At 48.8% G+C, this 24,360-nt stretch carries 27 protein-coding genes and 2 riboswitches; of the genes, 19 read left to right on the top strand and 8 right to left on the bottom strand.

The features are described from left to right. Positions 1 to 110 precede the first annotated feature (110 nt). From ACTTK6_RS03030 to ACTTK6_RS03010, 5 genes are all read left to right on the top strand, one after another. The gene (locus tag ACTTK6_RS03030) at positions 111 to 548 is read left to right on the top strand and encodes an Hsp20/alpha crystallin family protein (protein WP_179124110.1); all 438 of its coding nucleotides are present in this window, start codon (positions 111 to 113) and stop codon (positions 546 to 548) included. 468 nt (positions 549 to 1,016) lie between these two features. Next, positions 1,017 to 1,688, top strand: a complete 672-nt coding sequence (locus ACTTK6_RS03025) for a 3D domain-containing protein (protein ID WP_462832625.1) — start codon at positions 1,017 to 1,019, stop codon at positions 1,686 to 1,688. Between the two features lie 168 nt (positions 1,689 to 1,856). Next, positions 1,857 to 2,363: a GNAT family N-acetyltransferase gene (locus ACTTK6_RS03020; RefSeq protein ID WP_462832624.1), complete on the top strand. Its 507-nt coding sequence runs from the start codon at positions 1,857 to 1,859 to the stop codon at positions 2,361 to 2,363. A gap of 46 nt (positions 2,364 to 2,409) precedes the next feature. Further along, positions 2,410 to 2,553: a hypothetical protein gene (locus tag ACTTK6_RS03015; RefSeq protein ID WP_462832623.1), complete on the top strand. Its 144-nt coding sequence runs from the start codon at positions 2,410 to 2,412 to the stop codon at positions 2,551 to 2,553. A gap of 76 nt (positions 2,554 to 2,629) precedes the next feature. Beyond that, positions 2,630 to 3,502, top strand: a complete 873-nt coding sequence (locus ACTTK6_RS03010) for an SDR family oxidoreductase (RefSeq protein WP_462832622.1) — start codon at positions 2,630 to 2,632, stop codon at positions 3,500 to 3,502. A 13-nt stretch (positions 3,503 to 3,515) separates the two neighbouring features. On the opposite strand, the gene ACTTK6_RS03005 is transcribed toward ACTTK6_RS03010, so the two are convergent. Continuing rightward, the gene (locus tag ACTTK6_RS03005; RefSeq protein WP_462832621.1) at positions 3,516 to 4,418 is read right to left on the bottom strand and encodes a DMT family transporter; all 903 of its coding nucleotides are present in this window, start codon (positions 4,416 to 4,418) and stop codon (positions 3,516 to 3,518) included. A gap of 185 nt (positions 4,419 to 4,603) precedes the next feature. Here ACTTK6_RS03005 and ACTTK6_RS03000 point away from each other — a divergent pair, with 185 nt between their 5' ends. The 4 genes from ACTTK6_RS03000 to ACTTK6_RS02985 all read left to right on the top strand — a co-directional run bounded on the left by ACTTK6_RS03000 (position 4,604) and on the right by ACTTK6_RS02985 (position 7,282). Beyond that, positions 4,604 to 5,059: an Lrp/AsnC family transcriptional regulator gene (locus ACTTK6_RS03000; RefSeq protein ID WP_462832620.1), complete on the top strand. Its 456-nt coding sequence runs from the start codon at positions 4,604 to 4,606 to the stop codon at positions 5,057 to 5,059. 168 nt (positions 5,060 to 5,227) lie between these two features. Then, complete coding sequence (locus tag ACTTK6_RS02995) at positions 5,228 to 5,665, top strand: MarR family winged helix-turn-helix transcriptional regulator (RefSeq protein ID WP_462832619.1); 438 nt, start codon at positions 5,228 to 5,230, stop codon at positions 5,663 to 5,665. Between the two features lie 133 nt (positions 5,666 to 5,798). Next, entirely contained in the window at positions 5,799 to 6,665 is an 867-nt protein-coding gene (locus ACTTK6_RS02990) for a pirin family protein (RefSeq protein ID WP_462832618.1), read from the top strand. Between the two features lie 41 nt (positions 6,666 to 6,706). Then, complete coding sequence (locus ACTTK6_RS02985; protein WP_079476381.1) at positions 6,707 to 7,282, top strand: nitroreductase family protein; 576 nt, start codon at positions 6,707 to 6,709, stop codon at positions 7,280 to 7,282. Between the two features lie 50 nt (positions 7,283 to 7,332). Here the strand turns inward: ACTTK6_RS02985 and ACTTK6_RS02980 are convergent, their stop codons facing one another. Next, the gene (locus ACTTK6_RS02980; RefSeq protein WP_158219131.1) at positions 7,333 to 7,470 is read right to left on the bottom strand and encodes a hypothetical protein; all 138 of its coding nucleotides are present in this window, start codon (positions 7,468 to 7,470) and stop codon (positions 7,333 to 7,335) included. 272 nt (positions 7,471 to 7,742) lie between these two features. Here ACTTK6_RS02980 and ACTTK6_RS02975 point away from each other — a divergent pair, with 272 nt between their 5' ends. Then, positions 7,743 to 8,225, top strand: coding sequence for a universal stress protein (locus tag ACTTK6_RS02975; protein WP_462832617.1), 483 nt, complete (start codon positions 7,743 to 7,745; stop codon positions 8,223 to 8,225). 583 nt (positions 8,226 to 8,808) lie between these two features. Here the strand turns inward: ACTTK6_RS02975 and sdaAA are convergent. Next, positions 8,809 to 9,693 carry an L-serine ammonia-lyase, iron-sulfur-dependent, subunit alpha gene (sdaAA, locus tag ACTTK6_RS02970; RefSeq protein ID WP_462832616.1) on the bottom strand — a complete coding sequence of 295 codons (885 nt, stop codon included), beginning with the start codon at positions 9,691 to 9,693 and terminating at the stop codon, positions 8,809 to 8,811. After that, positions 9,690 to 10,187: a serine dehydratase beta chain gene (locus ACTTK6_RS02965; RefSeq protein ID WP_462832615.1), complete on the bottom strand. Its 498-nt coding sequence runs from the start codon at positions 10,185 to 10,187 to the stop codon at positions 9,690 to 9,692. Before ACTTK6_RS02965 ends, sdaAA begins: the two co-directional genes overlap by 4 nt. A 78-nt stretch (positions 10,188 to 10,265) precedes the next feature. Continuing rightward, a riboswitch (glycine riboswitch) is annotated at positions 10,266 to 10,343 on the bottom strand. 3 nt (positions 10,344 to 10,346) lie between these two features. Further along, positions 10,347 to 10,454: riboswitch (glycine riboswitch) on the bottom strand. A gap of 264 nt (positions 10,455 to 10,718) precedes the next feature. On the opposite strand from ACTTK6_RS02965, the gene ACTTK6_RS02960 reads away from it, so the two are divergent. Together ACTTK6_RS02960 and ACTTK6_RS02955 are read left to right on the top strand one after the other, a co-directional pair. Next, positions 10,719 to 12,452, top strand: coding sequence for a SulP family inorganic anion transporter (locus ACTTK6_RS02960; RefSeq protein WP_462832614.1), 1,734 nt, complete (start codon positions 10,719 to 10,721; stop codon positions 12,450 to 12,452). Positions 12,453 to 12,656: 204 nt separating this feature from the next. Next, a complete protein-coding gene (locus tag ACTTK6_RS02955) occupies positions 12,657 to 14,294 on the top strand; it encodes a catalase (protein ID WP_094908379.1) in 1,638 nt (545 codons plus the stop codon). Between the two features lie 75 nt (positions 14,295 to 14,369). Here ACTTK6_RS02955 and ACTTK6_RS02950 read toward each other — a convergent pair whose 3' ends face one another. Then, complete coding sequence (locus tag ACTTK6_RS02950; protein ID WP_094908380.1) at positions 14,370 to 14,729, bottom strand: hypothetical protein; 360 nt, start codon at positions 14,727 to 14,729, stop codon at positions 14,370 to 14,372. Positions 14,730 to 14,798: 69 nt separating this feature from the next. Further along, entirely contained in the window at positions 14,799 to 15,062 is a 264-nt protein-coding gene (locus ACTTK6_RS02945; protein WP_094908381.1) for a hypothetical protein, read from the bottom strand. A 409-nt stretch (positions 15,063 to 15,471) separates the two neighbouring features. On the opposite strand from ACTTK6_RS02945, the gene ACTTK6_RS02940 reads away from it, so the two are divergent. The 4 genes from ACTTK6_RS02940 (at position 15,472) to ACTTK6_RS02925 (ending at position 18,117) form a co-directional block, all read left to right on the top strand. Continuing rightward, positions 15,472 to 16,542, top strand: coding sequence for an aldo/keto reductase (locus ACTTK6_RS02940; protein WP_094908382.1), 1,071 nt, complete (start codon positions 15,472 to 15,474; stop codon positions 16,540 to 16,542). 196 nt (positions 16,543 to 16,738) lie between these two features. Beyond that, entirely contained in the window at positions 16,739 to 17,488 is a 750-nt protein-coding gene (locus ACTTK6_RS02935; RefSeq protein ID WP_094908383.1) for a helix-turn-helix domain-containing protein, read from the top strand. Positions 17,489 to 17,519: 31 nt separating this feature from the next. After that, positions 17,520 to 17,903 carry a hypothetical protein gene (locus ACTTK6_RS02930; protein WP_462832613.1) on the top strand — a complete coding sequence of 128 codons (384 nt, stop codon included), beginning with the start codon at positions 17,520 to 17,522 and terminating at the stop codon, positions 17,901 to 17,903. Further along, complete coding sequence (locus ACTTK6_RS02925; RefSeq protein WP_462832612.1) at positions 17,845 to 18,117, top strand: hypothetical protein; 273 nt, start codon at positions 17,845 to 17,847, stop codon at positions 18,115 to 18,117. Before ACTTK6_RS02930 ends, ACTTK6_RS02925 begins: the two co-directional genes overlap by 59 nt. A gap of 51 nt (positions 18,118 to 18,168) precedes the next feature. Here ACTTK6_RS02925 and ACTTK6_RS02920 read toward each other — a convergent pair whose 3' ends face one another. After that, positions 18,169 to 18,885: a GntR family transcriptional regulator gene (locus ACTTK6_RS02920; protein WP_079476390.1), complete on the bottom strand. Its 717-nt coding sequence runs from the start codon at positions 18,883 to 18,885 to the stop codon at positions 18,169 to 18,171. Between the two features lie 109 nt (positions 18,886 to 18,994). Further along, positions 18,995 to 20,092 carry a tartrate dehydrogenase gene (locus ACTTK6_RS02915; RefSeq protein ID WP_462832611.1) on the bottom strand — a complete coding sequence of 366 codons (1,098 nt, stop codon included), beginning with the start codon at positions 20,090 to 20,092 and terminating at the stop codon, positions 18,995 to 18,997. Between the two features lie 164 nt (positions 20,093 to 20,256). Between ACTTK6_RS02915 and ACTTK6_RS02910 the strand changes: the two genes are divergently transcribed. The 3 genes from ACTTK6_RS02910 to ACTTK6_RS02900 all read left to right on the top strand — a co-directional run bounded on the left by ACTTK6_RS02910 (position 20,257) and on the right by ACTTK6_RS02900 (position 24,309). Further along, on the top strand, positions 20,257 to 21,903 hold the full coding sequence (locus ACTTK6_RS02910) for an SLC13 family permease (RefSeq protein ID WP_462832610.1): 1,647 nt from the start codon (positions 20,257 to 20,259) through the stop codon (positions 21,901 to 21,903). Between the two features lie 29 nt (positions 21,904 to 21,932). Beyond that, positions 21,933 to 23,078 (top strand): glycerate kinase family protein, encoded by a 1,146-nt coding sequence (locus ACTTK6_RS02905; protein WP_462832609.1) that lies wholly within the window; start codon positions 21,933 to 21,935, stop codon positions 23,076 to 23,078. Positions 23,079 to 23,334: 256 nt separating this feature from the next. Further along, on the top strand, positions 23,335 to 24,309 hold the full coding sequence (locus tag ACTTK6_RS02900; RefSeq protein ID WP_079476394.1) for a 2-keto-3-deoxygluconate permease: 975 nt from the start codon (positions 23,335 to 23,337) through the stop codon (positions 24,307 to 24,309). Positions 24,310 to 24,360 lie beyond the last annotated feature (51 nt).

The raw sequence follows: 24,360 nt of genomic DNA, 5'->3' as shown, positions 1-24,360 counted from the left end.
CGGGAGGTTTTTTTATGAAATTTTTGAGCAAAAGATAGTTTCAAATGTGTAATAAGCGTATATAATTAATAATGAAAATACCATTACTTTCGGATAAGGAGGAATGCATGATGGCAGATTTAACACCTAATCGCCGTAATCGTGGGTTTTTCCCGGATCTTTCTCGTGGTTTTGGATTTGGAGATTTGCTGAACGACCGTTTCTTTGAACCTTTTCAGGACATGAATAAGTTTAAACTCGATGTCCGGGATGAGGACAAAGAGTACGTGGTGGAAGCGGAGCTTCCGGGCTTTCACAAGGAAGACATCCGGGTGGAATACGAAGCACCGGTGCTGTCCATCAGCGCTAAACGAGAGGAAAAGCAGGATGTCAGCCATGATGATTATGTCCACAGGGAGCGAAGCTACGGAGAATTCCGGCGGCGGGTGACTCTCGACAACGTCAAAGACGACGAAATACAGGCTTCTTTTGATAACGGGGTACTGAAGCTGCAGCTGCCGAAAGAAGAAAAACGCTCCATCAAGAAAAAACAAATCGATATTCAATAGAAATATTACAATCATAATGTAAAATTTCATTTCCGTGTTTAAATACGTTGAATGCCCTCGTATTACCGCGTTAAATGATTTATTTCAAGAGGAAATGCCCACCTTCATTTCGAAGGCGGTAATCTGATTGTAATATTTTGTGACAAATTTTGGTGTATAAGGCGTCAAATATATGCTTATGAAGTTTTAAAGCAGGCCATTGGGCCTGCTTTTTTTACATAAAAAGAAAGTTTATTAAGAGGAGATTACATCTAAATTAATGCTATTGATATTTTCAAGCCCCAGCGTCATAATCGGTAGCGTTGTGTTTGAGAGAAAGCACATAAGTATTTCGGCAATCAACTACATTAAACAATCAACCTATCCACGCAGTATTGACGTAAAGGTAAGTAATCATATAGGCAAACAGGTCATTGGGCATCGTCATTAAGGCGAAAAAAATATCTTTACCTCGGAGGTTGAATTAATATGATGAAAAAAACATTATTCGGAACAGCAGTTACAGCAGGTGTCGTATTCGGAGCACCACAGGCAGCAGACGCATCTATCAGCGACCACGGCCAAATGGAAAGAGGAGACGTTAACTCTTCTGTAGCAGCACTGCAGGACACGCTGAAAGAAAAAGGCTACTTTAACGGAAACACAGGCTCTACGTTCGGACCAAGAACGGAAAGCGCGGTTAAAGACTTTCAGGCAGACAACGGTATCTCTTCTTCTGCGGGCGACTACTTCGGCGTAGCTGGCCCGGAAACACAGGCAGCACTTGGCGGATCTTCTGATTCTTCCAGTGATTCCAGCGAGGAAGTAGCAGGCGAATCGACCTCTGAGTCCTCCGACAGCAGCAGTGAAGGCGAAACCATGACGATGGAAGCTACGGCGTATACAGCTGATTGTGCAGGCTGCAGCGGTATTACTGCCACTGGCAAAAACTTAAACGAAGATCCTAATGCGAACGTAGTCGCTGTTGACCCGGACGTAATCCCACTCGGTTCCACAGTGAAAATCGAAGGCATGGGTACGTATACAGCAGCTGACACAGGCGGTGCAATTAATGGCGACCGCATGGATGTCCATGTGCCAACCAAATCCGAAGCTTATTCCTTCGGCCGTCAGGACGTTGAAGTAACAGTAGTCGACTAATAATAGGATCAGGCAAAAATCCTCTCCAAAGCTGGAGGGGATTTTTTTATTTCTAAATTCCAATGATGACTGATATTAAAAAGCAGTTAAAACACTTATAATATGAAAGAGGTAAAGTAAGAAATTAATTTTGTTTATAATTATAATTGTTACTCCGGAGGAAAAAAGATGATACATATCGAACAGGCCGGGCCTTCGCACGTTTCCGGCATCATTTCTGTCTGTACGAAAGCTACGTGGGCCACGTACCGGGGGCTCTGCAATGATGATTATCTCGAGCGGGTGTGCCGGGAGTTTTATAATGTTTCCAGAGTGCTCGATGAAGTGAAGCATACAAGCCTCGATTGGGGCGGCTATTTTTCGGCAGTGGAGAACGAAATAGTGATTGGTGCTGCGGGTGGTGGTATGACAAGGGAAAAGGAATCCGAACTGTACGTGCTATATCTGGATCCGGACCGCCGCAATGAAGGGGTCGGCACCATGCTGCTTGAAGCCGTAACCCGGCAGCAGAAGCTCCTCGGGGCCGAGGAACAATGGGTGTCGGTCCAGAAAGGCAACCAGCTCGCGATTCCGTTTTATGATGCAAAAGGCTTTACGTACGAAGGAGAGCGTACCGGATATGCCAATACGGAGGATGAAGATTACATATCGCTCCGGTACAGGCGCCTTATTTAAATAGAAGAAAAACGGCTGCGATTACAGCGGCCGAAGGAGGAAAACAATGCTTATCATGCTTATGGTGCTGGGCTTCGCCGGTGTACTGACAGCGGTCAATTTCATTCCTAACCGCCGGGTGCGGAAAATTTCCATTTACAGCAGCTATACGTTGTTTCTCACAGCGCTCGCTGTGTTGACGCTTGGCTAGCCACGGTCCAAGCGTTTCAGTGTACCGAATGTAACTGTTTTGGTTATAATTAACAGTAGAAATGGAGGAATGACATATGAAAGCACTAGTAACCGGAGCAACAGGCAAATTAGGATCCAAAGTCATGCAGGCGCTGCTGCGGAAGATGCCGGCCGACCAGCTGGCCGTCAGCGTCCGGAACCCGGGTAAGGCAAACAATTTGAAGGAAGCGGGCGTGGACGTGCGCCGCGGCGATTTTGACGACCCGGAAAGCCTGGACGAAGCGTTTGCCGGTGTGGACCGCCTGCTCATTATTTCAACCGACGGGGACAACGACACAAGAATTCGCCAGCACACAAACGCGGTGGAGGCAGCCGCCCGGGCCGGCGTCTCCTTTATTGCCTATACAAGCATTGGCCATGCGGAAAGCAGCACGATGTTTTTGGCTCCACCGCATCGAGCCACTGAAAATGCAATTATTGAAACCGGTATTCCATACGCGTTTTTGCGAAACAACTGGTACCTTGAAAACGAAGTGCCAGGCATTCAGGGAGCCATGAACGATGCGCCGTGGGTTACGGCTGCCGGAAACGGCCGGGTAGGATGGGCGCTGCAGCTCGACTACGCGGAAGCGGCGGCGGCCGCTCTCGCCGGAGAAGGGGAACAGCAGTCGGTATATGAGCTTTCCGGACGGCCGCATACCCAGGATGAACTCGTTGGCGTGCTTGAAGACGTGCTTGGAAAAGAAATTCCGGTGCAGCACGTGGACGACGATGAATATGCGGAAATTATGAAGGAAGCCGGTATGCCGGAGACGGTTGTACCGATGCTCGTAAGCATTCAGCAGGGCATCCGCAGCGGTTCGCTCGATGTCGAAAGCGATGATTTTGAGAAGCTGCTTGGCCGTCCGGCCACGCCGATGCATGACGCGCTCGAGCATCTTGTGCGGACGCTGCCTAGCGATTCTTAATTACCACCACACCTTAAGCCGTACGCTTTTGAAGCGCGGGAGCTGATCGCAGCCTCCCGCGCTTTTTCGTGAAGAGGGAAAACGCCGCACACCCGCCGATGACAATTGCACTGCCGGCTGCCTGCGGCCAGGTCAGTTGCTCCCCAAAAAGCACAAAGGCAAGCAGGGCGGTAAACAGCGGGTTAAAGTTTAAAAACAGCCCGGACGTTGTCGCTCCCAAATGCTGTACGCCGATCCCCCACAGCACCATGCAGACAATCGTAGCGATGATGCTTAGAAACAGCATCGAGCTGATAAACACGGCATCCACCCGGTGGATGGGCACCTGAAAGCCATTAATGGGAAGCAGCAGCAGAACACCGAACAGCCCGGAGTAGCAGACGGACATCATTGGCGAAACGAAGGTGGTCGCCCAGCGGCTGCAGATGGAGTAAAGCCCGAAGACGAGCACCGCCAAAAGCATCCATGCATCGCCGGAGGCAAAAGAAAAGCTTTCAAGGCGTCCTTCTGTCACGACAAGCAATACGCCGGCAGTGGAAATAAGCATGGCGGCAATTTGCGCGCCGCGCAGCCGTTCGTGTAGCAGTATCGCTGAAAACAGGGCAATCGACAGTGTATTCATCGTCGAGATAATGCTTATGTTGGTAGCGTTCGACGAAGCAAGTGCAGCGAACTGCAGAATGTTAAACAGGGCAACGCCTGTGATACCCATCAGAAACAGCGGCAGAAGCGCTTTTTTGCGGGGCAGCAGGCGTTTTTCTGTAACCAGGAGGACAGGCAGGAGGCATAATGCGGCAATCCCGTAGCGCAAAATGGTGAGCGTCACAGGTGACGCGTAAGCGGTAAGGCCTTCGCCGACGATAAAATTGCTTCCCCAGCAGAGGCTCGCAAGCAGCAGTAATCCGGCGTATTTCATGCGTTATTCCTCCCTGTAGTGTTGTTTGGAATAAATGTATCATGTAAAATGAATGGAAGAAATATTATTCTCTATAAATGAATATATTCAAAATGATATTAATTTATTTATGGGAAAACAGAATTTGTTTTTGTTTGTGTGGTTAGAAAAGTGCTGAAAACGAATATTCTTCGGGAGGGAAACGCATGCTTGATGAAGTGGATGTACATATTCTCGATTTATTGCAGACGGAAACAAGGCTCAGCAACCTGGAGCTGTCCCAGCGGGTAAGCCTTTCCGCCCCCGCTACTCATGCACGGGTAAAAAGGCTCGAGCAGGACGGCTACATTGATTCCTATACGGCGATCCTAAACCAGGAAAAGCTGGGGTACGACCTGCTGTGCACGATATTCATGAGCACAAGCATTCACCAGACGCAGCAGATAAACGAGCTCGAGCGCCACTTATCGGCGATGCCGGAGGTCATGGAGTGCTACTGCATGACCGGGGCGTTTGATTATATGCTCAAAACCATCCACCGTGACCGTAAGGAGCTGGAGGCGTTCATCCGGGAGTTAAACCAGCTCGGAGTGTCCCAGCTGCAGACAAGCATTGTTCTTCGGGAAGTGAAAGCTTCTACAGTGCTTCCGCTTCGCAAGTAAATCCGGCAGAAGGCCTTTACCGATTTATTCAAAAACATGCAGGTTTCCGGCCGGCGTTCACCCGTAAAGTGGACGGTATACATGGCGCAGCGTCACGAAGAAATAGAAGCTATTGCTGAAAAATAAGTAAACACGATTCAATCCATCAGCGCAACGGAGGAAGTTCATATGCATACCGAAGATTTTATCAGTATTATGATTCACCAGACCGATTTGAAATTAACCAGCTTTATAAAAGAAGAGCTGCGGGTGTTTAACCTCACCCCCGAGCAGAATCTCATTATGATGCTCCTCTGGGAGGAGGACGGGCGTACGCAGAACGACATCGCCCGGAAGCTGCAGAAGGACAAAACGAATGTGGCCCGGATGGCTTCCCAGCTCGAGAAAAAGCAGTTCGTGCGCCGCGCCGCGGGCACCGAAGACCAGCGGGCGGTGCAGCTGTTTATGACAGACGAAGGCAGGGAGCTGCAGGAAAAGGTGCGTCCGGCAGCGGAGCGGTTCAACGCTGCGGTAACAAAGGGCATCAGCCGAAACGAGCTGACAGCGCTTGAACAGACGCTTGCTAAAATAAATAAAAACGTCTCCGAAAGTCTGCGGGAGGAATAGAAAGGCCGCTGAGTAGATTCTTTGCAGGACAAAAAGATATATGTTGTACTAAAGAAGCAGGACAGATGAAGTAAATATATTTTTTTCAGGAAATAGTTGCTATGCATACTAAATTCAAAAAGGAGTGCTGTTGATGGAACGTAACCAGGACCTGTTTCAACGCCGGATTCGTGATAAGTGGACGGTGCAGTACGAAGAATTCGGTTTTCCCTCCATCCAAAAGGGATGGGTGCTGCCGGTGGACCGGTGGAAAGAATTTGATCCGTTCATTTTAATGGCCGAAGATTGGTTTAAGAAGGGTACTTTTCCCGATCATCCGCACCGGGGATTTCAGACGGTCACCTACGTGGTGGATGGACGGCTCGAGCATATTGATAACGGCGGCGGCCGCGATATTCTCGAGCCCGGTGATGTGCAGTATATGAATGCCGGGTGGGCCGCGAGGCATGCCGAAGACGGGGTGGAAAATGACATTGCCCATACGCTGCAGCTGTGGCTGAACCTTCCCAAAGACAAACGAAACACGGAAACCATTTACCAGAACGTATACGGGGAAGAAGCCCCGACCGTACAAATTGATGGCGGGTATTTAAAAATCTTTTCTGGAAGCATTGCTGGTGAAGAGGGGCCGCTGGACTCCCTTGTGCCCATCACGTTAACCGAAATTAATTTATCGGAGGGCGCTGAATACGTGCATCACCTGCCGGAAAATCACAATGCCTTTATATATACGCTCTCCGGCAGTGCTGACGTTGCAGACGGAACCGTCAATAAGCACGATGTGGCGACGCTCACTTTCGAGGAGGACGGGGATCCGCAAGCCCTGTCTACGCTACGAATTAAATCAAACAAACGACGCACGAGACTGCTCGTGTATTCCGGCGAGCCGATCCGGGAGGAAATTGTGCCCTACGGTCCGTTTGTGATGAGCAGCATGGACGAAATTAAGCAGGCGTACCGGGACTTCCATCAGGGAAAATTCGGACCGCCGGCAGAATAAACTGGCGTAAGCGGCATTTAAAACGAAGGAGATGAAGCAGGATGGACGTGCTGACAGCCATTCATTCACGTCGCAGCAATGGGCTCGTTACAGAAACCGTGGTGCCTGAGGAAGTTATCACGAAAGTACTGGAAGCCGGGACCTGGGCTCCGTCGCATCATAAAACAGAGCCGTGGCGGTATTTCGTCATGACCGGAGACGGCCGCAGGCAGCTGGGAGAAACAATGGCTGCCATTGCCGCGGAAGGGATGACGCCGGCAGAAAGGGAAGAGAAACAGCAGAATCTTGAGAAGCAAAAAGACAAGGCGCTGCGGGCGCCGGTGGTGATCGCCGTGGCGGCCGAGCCTTCAAGGGAAGAGCGGGTAGAGACACTCGAAGAGTACGGAGCAGTCTATGCGTCAATACAAAACATGCTGCTTGCCGCTCATGCGCTTGGCCTGGGGGCGTTCTGGCGCACGGGAGCCCACTGCTATCACCCGAAAATGAATGCCCTGTTCGGGCTCGGTGAACAGGCAAAGGTGCTCGGGCTGATCTACCTCGGCTATCCACTGCGGGACATGAAAGAAGGCAGACGGAGGCCAGTAGAACAGGTGACCACCTGGATTACGGAAAAATAATGGTTCATACAAGAAGCCAGGCAGCGGAATAAGACCGCTCCCTGGCTTTGTTATTTTTCATCATGTTTTTTATTCAGCTGCTGGCGCAGGTTCAAACGCTGCTGCACATACTCCCGCAGAGAAATTTCCTTTTGGATCCACTGCTGTTTTAACGCATTAAGCTGGTTTAAAAGGTGATGTTTATTCATACGTTCCTCCTGCAACAAGGTTTCATGGGTAGCTCTATCCGGTTCCCGTTTGTTTCAAACTTCAAATTACGTGTGAAAATGAATGAAAATGGTGAAAAGAAAACTTTTGTAGTTTGAACATCAAATCCGCCTGGGAATACGGTAAGAAATACAAGCCAATGCGGCGGAAATGTCAGGAATCCATAAGCCTGCAACATAAGCCAAAAAGTACCGGTCAGGGAGACCTGCGTGCTTTTTGGCTTTTATTATAAAATATAAGAAGGTGAAATGGAATGAAAAATTATACTCATATCCTGGCTGCCCTTGATGTGCTCAATAATCCGAGTGTTGATGCCTTTGATGAAGCCTGCCGCGTTGCTGTCAAACACGAAGCCGATTTAACCCTGGCCTATGTGTTTCATTATAATGAATATTCGTCGCTTGGCTGGATGGATCCGATTGGGATCAAACGACTGTACGCAGAGGCCGAGTACCAGCTCGAAGCGTATCGAAAAAACGCCAAAGAAAAAGGTGTATCCAAAGTTAAATCCGTGCTGGACAATGGCGTACCCAAAAAGCGGCTGGTGAACCAGCTGTGTGAAAGGCTTGAACCAGATCTTATCATCGTCGGCCAGTCCGGTGGGAATGCGCTCGAGCAGGTCATGCAGGGGAACACTGTCACGAAGGCAGTGCAAAAGCATGCCCCGTGCGATGTGCACGTGGTCGACCGGGCGATTGCCTCCATTCAGCGGGCTCATGCAACTCCGCTCCAATAATCCAAAAACGCTCCGGAGATTTTGAAAATCAGCCGGAGCGTTTTACGTGCATTTATAAATTATAATGGTTTTTCTCGTCCCATTTTTGTTTAATGATCGGAAGGTCACTAACGGTGGTAATAATGAGTTCCTCATTGCGGAAGGAGTTTAAACTATTAAGCAGTTCGTCCTCCGAACAAAAATAAACGGGTTCCTGGCTGCCAAAGCGTGAACGGATATCAGCAGCCGTGCCTATGTCTACCTGATTTTTGGGGCGTTGAAGTACATATGCAAAATGGTCGATGGAAATGACCTCCTTCGAAAAGACGTATAGCAAGAATAGCACGGCGGCAGGGAAACAAAAAGCAGAATGCTCACAAACGGCGGAAAAGGACAATAATTTCATTTTTAACAACTGGAGGCGTCACCTGCTGCGGAACTTTGGATTATAGAAACAGAGAACTCCTAATACGAAGGCGGAGAAAGCGATGGCCCAATACATAAATATAATGCTGATGAGAGTGAGAGTACCGAACCAGATTTGAAAAAAGCGGCGTTCGTTCATAGCTGCACCTCATTTGGTTGAATGATATCGTTTTAGGGATTAAAAAGTACAGGGACGCTGATACAGCCGTTCGGCGGCTTCTCTGCCTGTTTTGGTCTGGGCGAGTCCTCCCTCGGCGGTTTCTTTCAGGCTGCCGGGCATGTCCCTGCCGATGGTATGCATCGTCTGGATCACTTCGTCACAGGGAATGCGGCTGGTAATGCCGGCTAATGCCATATCAGCTGCTGAAAAGGCTATGGAGGTGCCGATCACGTTTCTTTTTACGCACGGCACCTCGACAAGCCCGGCAACCGGGTCGCACACGAGGCCGAGCAGTGACTTCATTGCCATGGCCGTCGCGTGGGAAACCTGCTCCGGTGACCCCTGCTGCAGTTCTGTAATCGTTCCCGCCGCCATAGCCGTCGCTGACCCGATTTCCGCCTGGCAGCCGCCGGCCGCTCCGGAAATGAAGGCATGGTTCGCAAAAACGTAGCCGATGGCGCTCGCTGCGAACAGTCCCATTGTCAGTTTCTCATCGTCCATGCCGCGGTTGTCCTGAAGAGAGACCATCACTCCAGGCAGAATGCCTGCAGAGCCTGCCGTAGGAGTTGCTACAATAAGGCCCATTTTGGCATTGCTTTCCGACGTTGCCATTGCGGCTTCCATCGCCGTGCTGATAACTGGTCCTGATAGTGGGGCGGTATGCTGGTTATACTGATGCATGCGGTAGGCATCGCCTCCTGAGAGCCTGCTTTCCGTTTCCGCGAGGTCACCCAGCCCCTCCCGGACGGCCTGCTTCATTACCTGCAGCCGTTCCTGCATGCGCCCGAAAATCTGTCCGCGGGACGAACCGGAGCGATCCACTTCACGGCGGAGCATCCACTCACCGATACTAATGTCCTGGGCCATACATTCCTGCACAATACTTTCAATCGTGTCTTTCATCTAGATGGAGCCTCCTTTTTGATCCGGGCGGCGATGGATAAAATCTCCGAGCCTGTGCCCAAATTAATGCTGGTATGATATCCGTTAATTTCATAAATATAGGCTACACCGCCGCCAATGGATGCGCCGGTGACATGGACCGTCTCTGTGGCGGAAGCGGCCTGTAAATAAACAGTATTGGGGTGGCAGCCGCCGGGGGTGTTCGTGCAGAACCGGAAGTCGTAACGGAGGCTGCTGTCCTTTGCCAGAGCGTAGGCATTACGGACATTGGTATCGTGTGCGGACAACCCGAGCAGGCCGCCGAGGACAGCTTTATCCGAGCCGTGGCCCTGATAGGTGGAGGCGAGAGAGCCGTAGAACGTGATTGTCACGTCAGTGACGTCTCCCAGCCAGTCATGCACGAATTTTCCAATCGATACCACCCCGGCAGTATGGGAGCTCGAAGGACCGACCATCACCGGGCCGATAATGTCAAAGCAGCTGTCAAACTCCATAGCAATTCCTCCATATTCAAAATTGAAAGCGATTACAAAAAAGAAAAAAAGACAGAGAAGCGGCCTGGGGCGCCGTTTCTCTGTCTGTGAGCCTGAAAGATTTCATTCTTAAAAAAGAATTTTCTTCTTCGGCAGGTACGTATACCTTCTCCAGAGGTGCATCCTGTACTGGTCCTGGTACCTGAGAGTTTTTCCTTTCCGGCTGTTGGAGAGGATTGCTCCTTCGGTGCTGTAAAATACGTTTACAGACTCTCCCAATACATTCATCTGCGAAACCAATATTTGTGTTAATTTCAGTTTAAACATCCCTGCTGGAAAAGTAAACCTATTTTTGACAGCCGGATCTTAGCAATATACTGGAGAGAATCGGTGTAGAAAGGACTAAAGCAGGCGTACAGCTGTATTTAAGCCGTGAGTCAAAAAAATATAGTGCGGGCTTTTCTTTTAGGCCGTTATGGTTCATGATTTATTAGGAGAGAGATTTAATCGCCGTACTGTTTGTGAGTTCACGGAGAAAGAAGGAAAGGATTTATGCCTGGGAAAATAAAAGATATATTAATTATGCCGCAGGATTATAATAATCAGTCGCTGAAAAAGGATATGGCTGCGGGATTTACCATCTTTGTTATGATTGTCCCGCAGGGGATGGCCTATGCCGTGCTTGCCGGCCTGCCGACGGTCATGGGGCTGTATGCCTCTCTGCTTCCACTCATTCTTTATGCGCTGTTTGGCACGTCAAAGCATCTGGCCATCGGGCCGGTAGCGATGGCATCCATTCTTGTGTTTTCCGGCGTGTCCCTGTATGCAGAGCCGTCGACGCCGGAATACGTAGGGCTTGTGCTGCTGCTGACGGTAATGGTCGGAGTGGTGCAGGTCTCTCTTGGCCTGTTGAACGCCGCTGCGTTTGTAAAGTTTATTTCCCCGAATGTGATCAGCGGGTTCACGTCGGCAGTGGCGATTGCAATCGGCATGAGCCAGCTTGGCCAGTTTATGGGCATCAGCGTAGGCAGCCAGACACAGATTATTCCGCTGCTGCGGGATGTGATCGTGCATCTGCCGCAGATACATATCCCGACCCTGCTTGTAGGAATAGCCAGTCTTCTAGTGCTGATCGGGGGCCGGAAAGCAAAACGGAATTTACCGGTTTCCCTCATCGTCGTCGTGCTGAGTATTGCGGCGGTGGCGCTTTTCCGGCTCGATAACCAGGGAGTAAGCGTCGTCGGAAGGGTGCCGCAGGGACTCCCGGATTTTACCATTCCGGGCTTTAACCTGGCGGACATACAGGTGCTGGTCCCGACCGCGCTCACCATTGCGCTGATCGCGATGATGGAGACGCTTGCGATTACGAAAACGCTGAGTGATAAAAATGATTCCGGTATTAACCTGAATAAAGAAATCCGGGCGATCGGGTATGCCAATATAGCCGGGCCGTTTTTTTCCTCCTATGCGGTGACCGGCAGCTTTTCAAGAAGTGCGGTCAGCTACCGGTCGGGAGCGGCCTCCCAGGCGGCGATGATTATTACCGCAGCCGGTGTGCTGGTGACGCTTCTCTTTTTCACGTCTTTATTTTACTATCTGCCGTATGCGGTGCTTGCAGCGATTATTCTCGTTTCGGTCAGCGGCCTGATTAATATCCGGTCGTTAAAGGACGCCTTTCGCGTAAAGCCGGAGGACGGCTGGGTGTGGATCGTGACATTTGCTGCGACGCTTCTCGTCGGCATTCAGTGGGGGTTGTTAATCGGGATTGGCTTTTCCATCCTGCTGCTTTTGCGCCATATTTCCCGCCCGAATATTGTCGAAATCGGCTACGAGGAGGACACCCACAGCTATCTGGATCTGCAGCGGTTTCCGCACGCAAAGCGGGTGCCGGGCACGGTGCTCGTGCGGGCGGATACGCGCATTCATTTTTCGAATGTCGGCTATTTCGTGAAAATGGTGGAAAAAACGATTCAGGACCGCCGCAAAACGGAAGGCGGAGGACTGAAGGCCGCGATTGACATGTCCGGGGTGAACGACATTGATACTACGGGCATCGGCGCTCTGGAACAGATTATTGAAATGTTCCGGAGGGACCCAGGCGTGCAGGTATGGTTTGTGGAGCTGAAGGGTCCGGTCCGGGATCTGCTGCTGCGGGCCGGCTGGCAGGAAAAATACCCGGAAACGATTAAATACCAGACCCTCGAGGGCTTTCTGGAGCACGAAAGAAACGTACCGTTTAAGCCTCCCGAGGAGCCGAAGCAGGATTCCTGGGATTATATGATTTAACATGTGTATAGTTATGGATGAGGCTGGCAGGGAAGTCCCCGCCAGCCTGATTTGTGCTTCACCAGGATAAGGGAACTGCCTTTGAAAAACTGCTGTGCCAGGGTGCATAGCTATATACTACGAATTTAAAAAATTCGGAATAACTGTTTAAACCATAAACTACCCGGGTAAAAGTGAATAGATTTCCTAAAGGAGGTAACAGCATTGAGTAAAGACCGCAATAACGAACACGACGAAGAAAAAAACGACGATAAGCAATATAGGAATGAAGACGGTACGCTGACGACGAGACAGGGCCACCCTGTCCGGGACAACCAGAACTCGAAAACCGTCGGCAATCGCGGACCGACGACGCTTGAAAACTACGAGTTCCTGGAAAAAATCAGCCACTTTGACCGTGAACGTGTACCGGAACGGGTAGTTCACGCCCGTGGGGCAGGTGCGCACGGCTACTTTGAAGCGTACGGTTCCTTTGGCGATGAGCCGATTTCCAAATACACACGCGCAAAAATCTTCCAGGAGGAAGGCAAGCGGACACCGGCATTTGTTCGTTTTTCCACCGTGATTCACGGCGGGACCTCCCCGGAAACGCTACGGGACCCGCGCGGATTTGCCGTGAAATTTTACACGGAAGACGGCAACTGGGACCTCGTCGGCAATAACCTGAAGGTGTTTTTCATCCGGGACGCCATCAAATTTCCGGACGTTATTCACGCGTTGAAGCCGGATCCGGTCACGAACGTGCAGGACAGCGAACGGATCTTCGACTTTATGTCGCAGACGCCGGAAGCTATGCACATGCTGACGTTTTTATTCTCCCCGTGGGGCATTCCGGCTAACTACCGGCAGATGCAGGGCTCCGGGGTAAATACGTACAAATGGGTGAACGAAGACGGTGAAGCGGTGCTCGTGAAGTACCACTTTGAACCGATCCAGGGCATCCGCAACCTGACCCAGGAAGAAGCGGACAGCATCCAAAGCAAAAACTTCAACCACGCCACCCAGGATCTGTACGAAGCCATTGAAGAAGGCAACTATCCGGAATGGGAGCTTCGCGTCCAGGTGATGAGCGACGACGATCATCCGGAGCTCGACTTTGACCCGCTTGATGATACGAAGCTGTGGCCGAAGGATCAATTCCCATGGATTCCTGTCGGCAAGCTTGTGCTTGACCGCAATCCGGAGGACTACTTCAACGAAGTGGAACAGGTCGCCTTTGGTACCGGCGTTCTTGTCGACGGCATGGATTTCTCCGATGATAAAATGCTGCAGGGCCGTACGTTCTCGTACTCCGATACGCAGCGGTACCGCGTCGGCGCCAACTATCTGCAGCTGCCGATCAACCAGGCGAAGAAAAAGGTCGCAACCAACCAGCGCGGCGGACAGATGTCGTATAAAGTCGATAACGACGAAGGCCAGAATCCACACGTGAACTACGAGCCTTCCACAATGAATAACCTGAAGGAAGCACAGATGAGCGGCAAGCCTCACACTCCTTATACCGAAGGAGAAGTGAAAAAAGAAGCCATCGACCGCCAGAATCCTTACCAACAAGCGGGAGAAACGTTCCGCAAGTTCAAGGAATGGGAAAAAGATGAATTAATCAAAAACCTCGTGGACAACCTGATTCCATGTAAAACGGAAATTCAGGAAGAAATGATTGCCCACTTTAAGAAGTGTGATGAGGAATACGGCCGCCGTGTTGAAGAAGGGCTGAAAAACAGCACCTCCACAGACGGCGCAGACCAGGATTCCACGCACGGCGGGCCTGCAGGCGCCACGAAAACGGAAGAAGGCGTCCAACAGGCTGAAGAGCATGGGATTCCATCGGATCCTTATTAATTCGAAGACAGCCTGAAACAATAAAAGCTGAAGCTGGAGATCATTCTCCGGCTTCAGCTTTTTAATTGTTTACGATTATTTATGAAAAGTATTTACATGTTCGAAAGCATATTGGAAGCCCTGGCGCGAGGTGCCCGGCAGGCGCCACTCCGGGCTCAGCACTCTGATCTTAATCAACCGCAGCAGGGTTTTTGGATCTTTCTGAAACGCTTCAATATCGAGGTTTCGGTGCAGATCAATGCGAAAGAAATCATCAGGTTTTTTTACATCCTCCTGGAAGGTGATACTGACTTCGGCTAAACGGTTGCGGCAGTGAAGAACAAACTGATACGAGCCAATGCAGCGCTGATTCTGGAAGACACTGCCGGAAAAACTGCCTGTATGGTCATCAGATGGAGGTTCTTCGTGTACAGCAGCCAGATCGAGTCGAAACATGGAAAGCACCCTTTCGTAAATTTAATGGTATTTACTCTTCATTGCTATCGGGGGAACTGTAAAACTTCTTTAGGAGAAAAAGGAGCTCTCATCAAGAAAGCAGTGATTATTGCATAAATCATACGCCGCCCACGGGGCTTTCAACACGGCTGCATCAGAAAGAAACCGGAGCGGTGTGCCGTCCATCGCAAATGGGTGAAGGGAGTGAAATAGTTTGTCGATATTGTTGTACATTTGAGGGCATGCTTCCTGGATGTACGGTGCTAAGCTCCCGGCAGTACCGACGAGCAGTTCATTGCCGTTAAAAATATAACCAAAAGTAGATGTGTGCATAAACGTTGGCTCCTTTATTATGCATTAAAAAAAGCCACTCCTATCCAAAGGATAGAAATGGCCCGAAAAAAGCATTAATTCTTTTTCCTAAACCAGTTGTATATGACGCTGGGTGAACACTGAATCACTATTTGGAGTCCAGAGAAATCTGGACCCATTGTAAATATTACCCTTTAATTGATTATATATTCATGCCAAAAGAACTAATCTGCTTAAAATTTCGGAAAATAATTTCCAGGCTGTACATGTTTAAATGCAGCTGCAGTTATTGTAAATATATTACATTTAGAAGTATTCGCTTACAGATGTTTGCCGGAAAATCATTCAAGGTATAAGAACAACGTATTCGATACTGCAGGAACCAGCTGACGAGGCACAAACACTTCATGAAATACAGGAGGCTTTAACGATGGAATACATTTATTTAGGAAACTCCGGACTGCGCGTGCCAAAGTATATACTCGGGACCATTCCGTTCAGCGGAACGAAAGGATTTGAGCCGACGGGAAATATTGATGAAAACGATGCCCGCCGGATTGTGGATATCTCGCTGGAAGCAGGCATGAACATGTTTGATACCGCAAACCTGTACTCGAAGGGCGATGCGGAACGCGTGTTGGGCTCTGCGATTAAAGGGCGCCGGGATGAAGTTCTCTTAACGTCCAAAACCGGCTTTCATTTTGACAATGATCCGAATGCCCGCGGCGCGTCCCGCAGCAACATTGAAGCGTCGATTGACCGGACGCTGGAGCGGCTCGGCACGGACCATCTGGACGTGTATTTTGTGCACCTATGGGACGGACGCACGCCGGTGGAAGAAACCGTGGAAACGATGACAAACCTCGTGAAATCCGGGAAAATCCGGTATTGGGGCGTTTCCAACTACAGCGGCTGGGCGCTTGCAAGAATATTCTCCGTGGCTGAGCGTCCGGGCTACATCCCGCCGGTTACCCAGCAGATCTACTATACGCCGGAAGCCCGCGAAGCAGAATACGAATTGCTGCCGGCAGGAAGGGAGCTTGGCGTAAGCTCAATGATCTGGAGCCCGCTTGGCGAAGGACTGCTGAACGGTAAAATCGGCCGGAACAAAAAAGCACCGGCAAATACCCGTCAGGGCGAAGGCTGGCCGGAGCCGTGGATTCAGGATGAAGAACGGCTGTATCAAGTGATCGATGCCCTCGAAGAAGTAGCTGACGGCCGGAACGCAACCGTTCCGCAGATCGCCTATGCGTGGGTCAAAGACCGCCCGAACGTCGGCCCGATCGTCATCGCCGCCCGCAACGAAGAACAGCTGCGTGAAAACCTGGCGTCGGCAGATATGTACTTGACGCAGGAGGAGCATGACCGGATTGAATCCGTTGCGCGCCCAGCACCTATTTATCCACTGTGGCACCGGACGATGACCGGCTTTGAAATGGGAAGCCCGTCTGAAATGCCGTATTTGGAAGGATACAAGAAATCGATGGGAATGGATGAGTAAATTTTAATATAATGCACTGGCAATGGAAGATCTCATTGCTGGTGCATTTTTATTATGCCAGTGTATATTATAATCCGCTATTATTAATAGAAAAGATGAATTATTGATAGTTTCTAGAACGTAATTGATAGATTATGCATGTGGGCTATAGTACATTAAAAAGGGCAGATCAATATAAAATAAAGGAACGTCCGTGATGACTAAGAATTATGAACGATTCCGTTCGCAATACGAACAGGAAATAGAGAAAATGAACCAGGCAGAAAACGAGGAGCTGGTGGAGCTTTATAAGGCACAAAACCGTTTTTTCGACTGTATTTTCCGCAGCCGGAAAAAAGAAGCTAAAAAAGAGCTCGCGACAATATACCGGATTATTTCGCTCGAGCCGGAAGATGAGAAGCGGCTGCAGGTGCTGAAGCAGTATTATTTCTTTTTAATAGGCGGATTTCTGGACCGCTATACTCAAACCTTTTCGTTTGATAAAAAAGCGCTTGCCGCCTCAGTAGCCCTGATTAATGTTATGGAAGAGTGGAACCTGGAAGAGGAATTTTTTGAAGGAATCAATGTATTGGTCGACGGGATGCTTGATACCACCTGGAATGAAGACATACAAGCCTATAATAATCCGATCATTTCCAGATTTATTACGCTTGTGGAGCAGCAGCTCTACCAGGCGTTAAATACGAACATCCTCGTAGGCCAGCTGGAGGTCTCCAAAAGCCATATCTCCCGGCTGGTGAACGAAGAGCTTGGCATGTCCATCCCAAACTACGTGACCCAGAAACGAATACAGGAGGCGGCATATCTCCTGCAGACTACAACGAGTCCGGTAAAAGCCATCGCTGAACGGCTGCGGTTTTCGAGCGCCAGTTATTTTGGGGTATGCTTCAAAAGCGTCTACGGATGCACACCCAGACAGTACCGTACGTTCACCGCTCAAAGGTAACAAATAACGCAGACAGAAAGGGAGAGAGACAATGGTGGTCTCCTTGCAGCATTATAAAATTCAAAAAGCATTACGCAGTTTGTCAAAAGCACTGCATTGGGATCTTGGAGAAGCACTTTTGCGGAAAGACAGAGTATATCTTTCCATTCCCTGTACAGAGCGCCACCGGGTGGACCCCTATATTCGTATTCTTCAGGAATCAGAGACCGTTTATTTTTGGGAAGTAAGTGAAGAATTGATGAATGGGCCCGTCAAAGAAGTGCTTTATGTGGGAGCAGCTTCGGAAGCCTTTGAGCGATGGGCCTGTTCACCAATTAATAGCAGTATTAGGCAGGAGAAGGGAAAAGAAAGAATCTATGCGCACTCAGGATTTGAACCAGGCGGTAATAACCTGTTTGGCGGCAAATGGCTGTGAAATGAAGATATCTGCGCTGGTCCGACAAGTAAGCCAAACGCAGCCATTTCCAGTACATGCTAAAGAAATAAGCGACAAAGTTAGCAGTTTAGAACAGATAGACGCCGTGAAAAAAGTTAGATCTTCGTCAGGAGCATTGGCTGTTGTTTTACGAAAAGAAGCTTCCAGCGGTATCAGTCATTTATATGAAGAAATAACGAGGAGCCGTCTCTAAGCGAATAGAGGCGGCTTATTTGTGTAAATAATAAAAATTTTCTCTCTGAAGTCAGTCAATAACGTTTAAAATGTCCCGGCTGGCTCGGCGCCGGTGGGACTCCATAATGGTTCTGGCCGCTTTGCCGTCGTTTGTTTTTAGGCAGGCCACAATTGCTTCATGCTCTAAAATCGAATTGGTGGGGAGCGGGCGTTTATTTACGGTATATAAACGGGCCCGGAATAAATGATCGGCGTGAAATTCGATTAAATCGTTCAGCCGCTCGTTTCCGGCCGCTTGAATGATTCGTGAATGAAAATCATCGTCCAGAATAGCCCAGTTTTTCAGGTTTTTGCTTTCCAGAGCGGTTTTCTGTTCCGAAATTAAAGCTTCGAGCTGGGAAAGGGTCCCCTCGTTTGTATTTCGGACAGCCAACTCGGCAGCCAGGCCGTCCAGGCTCTCCGCAATTTCGTAGATTTCCATTAAGTTCTTACGTTCAATAGGGGTAACTGCGAAGCCCTTACGGGGGATGACCCGCACTAAGCCTTCGGTCTGCAGACGTATCAAGGCTTCGCGTACCGGCGTGCGGCTCATATCCAAAACCTCCGCCATCTCCCTTTCTAGAACCATTTTTTCCGGGGGAAGGTAAAGATTCCGAATCGCCTGCCGGATAATTTGATACGCTTTTTGAGGCAGGCGCTTTTCTTCTATGGAAGAAGAAAGCTGTGTTAAATGCTGGTGCAGGGTTTCATCATAAAGAATTGAAGGGGAATAATCGTTAGTGTTCATCGAAAGCCTCTCCCTGTATATAAGTTTCTATCCGTTCATATAAAAGTATAACACCTCCTTTTCGGTTAAAAAGGAGGTGTTATACTTTTATTCTTTTATTTGCGCTTTATTACGCTTTGACGTAAACCTTCGCGAGGGCTTCCAGGATAGCGTCAGTCATTTCTTTGGTGGAGGTATTTCCTCCGATGTCAGCTGTTAAATAACCGGCGGCCGTTGCATCCCGGATAGATTGATTGACGAGCTGGGCTTCTTCGGCATAGCCGAGCTGTTCAAGCATAAGTGATGCGCTTCCGATCGCACCGATAGGGTTTGCGATGCCTTTACCGGCGATGTCCGGTGCGGATCCGTGGACGGATTCAAACATGCTTGGATATCTGCGCTCCGGATCCAGGTTCGCACTGGCAGCGATGCCAAGACTTCCGGCAAGAGCACTTCCTAAATCAGAAAGAATATCTGCTAGCAGGTTGGAGGCAACAACTACTTCGAGGTCCTCCGGATGGAGAACAAAGTTGGCAGCCATGGCATCTACCAGCCACTGGTCCGTCTCGACGTCCGGATATTCCTTGCTGACTCTCGCAAATACTTCGTCCCACAGCACCATGCCATATTGTTGGGCATTACTCTTTGTAACGCTCGTTACTTTTTTCTGCTTTCTGGTTCTCGCTAAGTCGAAAGCGTAACGAATAACACGTTCGCAGCCTTCTTCGGTAAAAAGAGAAGACTGGACAGCTACTTCCTTGCCAGGACCCCGGCCGGTAAAGTTTCTGCCGCCAATACCGGAGTATTCGCCTTCGGAGTTTTCGCGAACGAGCACCCAGTTCAGCGTATCTGTGTCCGGGTGGTTTAGCTTGCTCGGCACTCCAGGGAGAAATTCAACAGGACGAATGTTTGCCCACTGGTCAAAGCCCTGGCATATCGCAATGCGGAGTCCCCATAAGCTCACATGGTCGGGTACGCCCGGGAAACCCACAGCCCCGAAATAAATAGCATCATAATTTTTCAACCTCTCAAGCCCATCCTCATCCATCATACGGCCATGCTCGAGATAGTATTCGCAGCCCCATGGAAAGTAATCGGTTTCAAAATTGAAATTGTTTGGAGAATGTTTGCTGATGAAATCTAATACCCGGATCCCTTCCTGTACCACTTCTTTTCCTATACCGTCTCCTGGAATAATCGCTAGTTGATGAGTTTTTTGATTGTCCATTTTTTTCCCACCTTTTTTGTATTTGACTTCATTATCTATAACGTATACGTAAAAGTCAATAAAAAAATAAAATTAGAGATAATAAGAAAAATAATTGACTTAACGTATACGCTAATATAAGATTTGGTTAATGAAAGCGTTATCAATAACAGGGAGGGAAAGAAATGAATTTCACAAAAACCTGGAACCACCTTTGGCATTGGAATGACCAAGTTAAAAGTCAATTAAAAAACAGCGTCAAAATCTTAACGTTTTCGCAGCCTGATCCAAAGCATGCAGATAATGTCCGGGAAGCCGAACGCCAGGAGCTGGAACAGGAAGAGCCAAACCCGCCCAATCAACCCCGGCTGTATTCCAAATTACAATTGATCGGGTTATTTTTAGGCCCGTTGCTTTTCTTATTGATACAGTTCGTTGTTCAGCCGGAAACCATGTCTGAAGAAGCGGTCTCCATGCTTGGAATGATCGCCTGGATTGCCACGTGGTGGGTAACGGAAGCACTGCCGATTCCGGTAACTTCCTTGCTGCCGATCGTCTTGTTTCCGGTACTCGGCATTATGGAAATGGAAGGAGTTACAGCTTCCTACGGCGATCCGCTCATTTTCTTGTTTGCGGGAAGCTTCATGATCGCTTTAACGATGGAGAAATGGAACCTGCATAAACGTATCGCCCTAAGCGTTATTGCTTTTGTCGGTACCAACCCCAACACAATCATTCTCGGGTTTATGATCGCCACCGGATTTTTATCAATGTGGATCTCCAATACCGCGACCACAATGATGATGGTACCGATCAGTATTGCGGTAGCCAAACATGTGTCAGATTCTTTAAAAGAGACAGAAATCGATACCTCACCCGGCGTGTTTCCGTTTGGTACGGCTTTGATGCTTGGTACAGCGTATGCAGCTACGATCGGAGGGTTTGGCACATTAATTGGAGCGCCAGCCAACACGATTTTAGCGGCAACGTTAAATAATTTATACGACGTGCAAATTGCTTTCGCCACTTGGATGATGTTTGGCGTGCCATTAGTAGTCCTGCTGGTCCCGTTAGTGTGGTTTTATCTGATCAAAATAGCTTTTCCGATGAAAGTTAATCACATTCCCGGCGGCAGGGAAATTATTAAAGAAGAACTTCGTAACCTGGGGAAGACACAGTATGAAGAAAAAATTGTACTTACGATTTTTTCGCTGACGGCGTTTGCCTGGATTACGAGAAGCTTTCTATTGGAAAACTTCATTCCGGGCATTAATGACACCATTATTGCATTATGCGGCGCTTTATTGCTTTTTCTTATTCCATCCAAAAATAAAAAAGACACAATCCTGGATTGGAATACAGCTTTAAAGCTGCCATGGGGAATTTTATGGCTGTTTGGAGGCGGGCTCGCGCTTGCTGCTGGTATTACAAACAGCGGCCTGGATAGCTGGCTTGGTGAAAAGCTCGTTGCTTTTTCCAACGCACCACTGTTTATCATATTACTGTTTATCATTGGATTGATTACCCTGCTCACCGAATTCACCTCCAATACAGCGACATCGACCATGGTTTATCCAATTGTAGCAGCAGGAGCTGCGACACTCGGCACGGATCCGGTCGTCTTAATGATTGCTGCCTGCATGGGTGCGACTTTTGCTTTCATGTTCCCGGTAGCGGCTCCGCCGAATGCGATTGTATTTGCAAGCGGTTACGTGAAGATGAGTAAAATGGCATCAGCAGGGATTTGGTTAAACTTAATATGTATTGTTATTTCCTGCTTGATCGTCTTGTATTTTGTGCCAATTGTTTTTGGCAATTTAAGCGTTATGTAATATTTCAATACCGTCAATGGAGGAAAACTATGAAAATCGTCATTGCTTCGGATTCGTTTAAAGAAAGCTTAAGTTCAGTGGAGGTGGCAAATTATTTTCGTCAGGGATGGGAACAATTTTCCTCGCAAAAAGTGGAATTTGATATTATTTCGATGGCAGACGGAGGAGAGGGGACTTCAGAAGCACTGCAGCACGCATTGGGTACAGAAGAAATTCAAGTGCCGGCTCATGATCCGCTGATGAAGCCGATCACCGCCTCGATGCATATTTCTAAGAAACATAGTACCGCTGTTATAGACGTAGCTTCTGCCTCAGGCCTGGATAAAATACCTGAGGGTGAACGAAATCCCTCCCTCGCTACTTCCTATGGAACAGGGGAACTCATCAAGGCCTGCCTGGATTATGATGTTGACCGGATCCTCATTGGACTCGGAGGAAGCGGTACGAACGACGGTGGAGCCGGCATGCTGCAGGCGTTAGGAGGGAAGCTGCTGGATAACAACCACCAGGAGCTTCCGTACGGCGGAGTGTTTTTAAAACAGCTCGATACATTGGACATGACTTCGCTGGATCCGCGGCTGGCAAAGAAAGAAATAATCGGTTTATGTGATGTAGATAACCCTTTAACCGGGCCGCGGGGAGCAAGCTACACGTTTGGTCCGCAAAAAGGAGCATCTGAAGCAGCCATGGCTTCGCTGGAAAAAGCATTAAGCACATTCGGCAAAGTACTTAACACCTATACAAATAAAGCTGTAGGTGAACAACCTCATATGGGAGCGGCTGGAGGTCTGGCGGCCGGACTGGCCGGGTGTTTGAAAGGCCGGCTGGAGTCGGGGATTTCATTTATTTTAAAAGAAAACAATTTCTATGAACGGGTGCAGGGCGCTTCCTTAGTCATTACGGGAGAGGGAAAAATAGACTTCCAGAGCGCTTTCGGAAAAACGCCGGTGGGTGTTGCGAAAGCCGTGCAAAAAATAAATCCATCGATTCCAGTGATTGCGATATGCGGCCAGCTTGGGGAAGGCTTTGAAAGTGTATATGAGGAAGGAATTACAGCCGTTTTTAGCGTCAGCGAAGGTCCTTCCACCCTGCAGGAAGCTCTCAAAGACTCGAAAAACCTGTTAGCACATCTGGCAGGCAATTTGTCTAAATTCTATGGACAAATGATGAATTAGAGCAAAAAATAAAGAAGAGAGAACGAGCAAAAAAAGTCGTAACAAAACGCTTGAAGCTGGATATTATCCGGCTTCTTTTTTATTTTGCCTCCATTAAAACCTCGAACAGCTATTCTATAATTCGTTTAATTTTGCAACTATTTTTAAAAAATCCGCTTTCACAGTTGAATAATTGATTAGTATGTTTTATATTTCAACATGTAAGCGTTATTATATTTACTGTTGCAAATTGCAAATATTAAAAGGAGGTTGTATAATGCGTATTAAAGCGAACATGGAGAAAATCCCTGGCGGCATGATGGTCGTGCCATTATTGCTTGGGGCTCTGATTAACACCTTTGCACCTGGTATGCTGAGGATTGGAGGCTTTACCCAGGCGCTTTTTGTCGATGGCGCGCTGGTTTTAATTGCTTTATTTTTACTTTGTGCAGGGGCGCAGATTAATGTAAGAAACGTCGGAACCACTGTGGGTAAAGGGGTCACATTATTAACAGTGAAATGGGTGGTAGGGGCAGCCTTCGGTTTAATCGCCTACGCCTTTGCCGGCACGGACGGTTTATTCCTTGGCCTGGCTCCGCTCGCTATCATCGCAGCTATGACCAACAGTAACGGTGGATTGTATGTAGCGCTAGTCGGCCAGTACGGAAAAGGAGATGACCGGGCGGCCTATTCCATACTGGCGCTTAACGACGGTCCTTTTTTAACCATGGTTGCCTTATCGATATTTGGTGCGATTGGCTTTGTGGACGGCCTGTTCTCGGTTGTTGATTTTGTCGCCGTGCTACTGCCAATTATCATTGGCGCGGTGCTCGGTAACCTGGATGAAGAAATGAGAGATTTTCTGGATTCCGGAAGCAATATGTTAATTCCGTTTTTCGCCTTCGCGCTGGGGATGGGGATTAACTTTGCGGACATTTTAGCCGGTGGGCTCGGCGGGATCGTGCTCGGGCTGATGACTGTATTTCTTACCGGCAGCGCTGGCTACTGGGTATTCAAACTGTTCAACTGGAACCCGATTGTAGGCGCATCGGAGGGCTCTTCAGCAGGAAACTCAGTTGCCACTCCGGCAGCGATAGCTTCGGCCAATGCCGCCTTCGCCAGTGTGGAATCTGTGGCCACTGTCCAGGTCGCAGCGAGCGTTGTAACTACTGCTATCCTGCTGCCTATTTACGTAGGCTTTCTTGTAAAACGATTGGAGAAAAAAGGAAAACTTCAAGCGTATCTTCAATGACATTTAACGTAAAATGAGGGGATTTCAAAACATGAAGTCCTCTTATTTTTG

The sequence above is a fragment of the Marinococcus salis genome (assembly GCF_054971365.1).
Note: the sequence above shows the minus strand (reverse complement) of the source record. Positions and strands in the feature narration are given on the sequence as shown.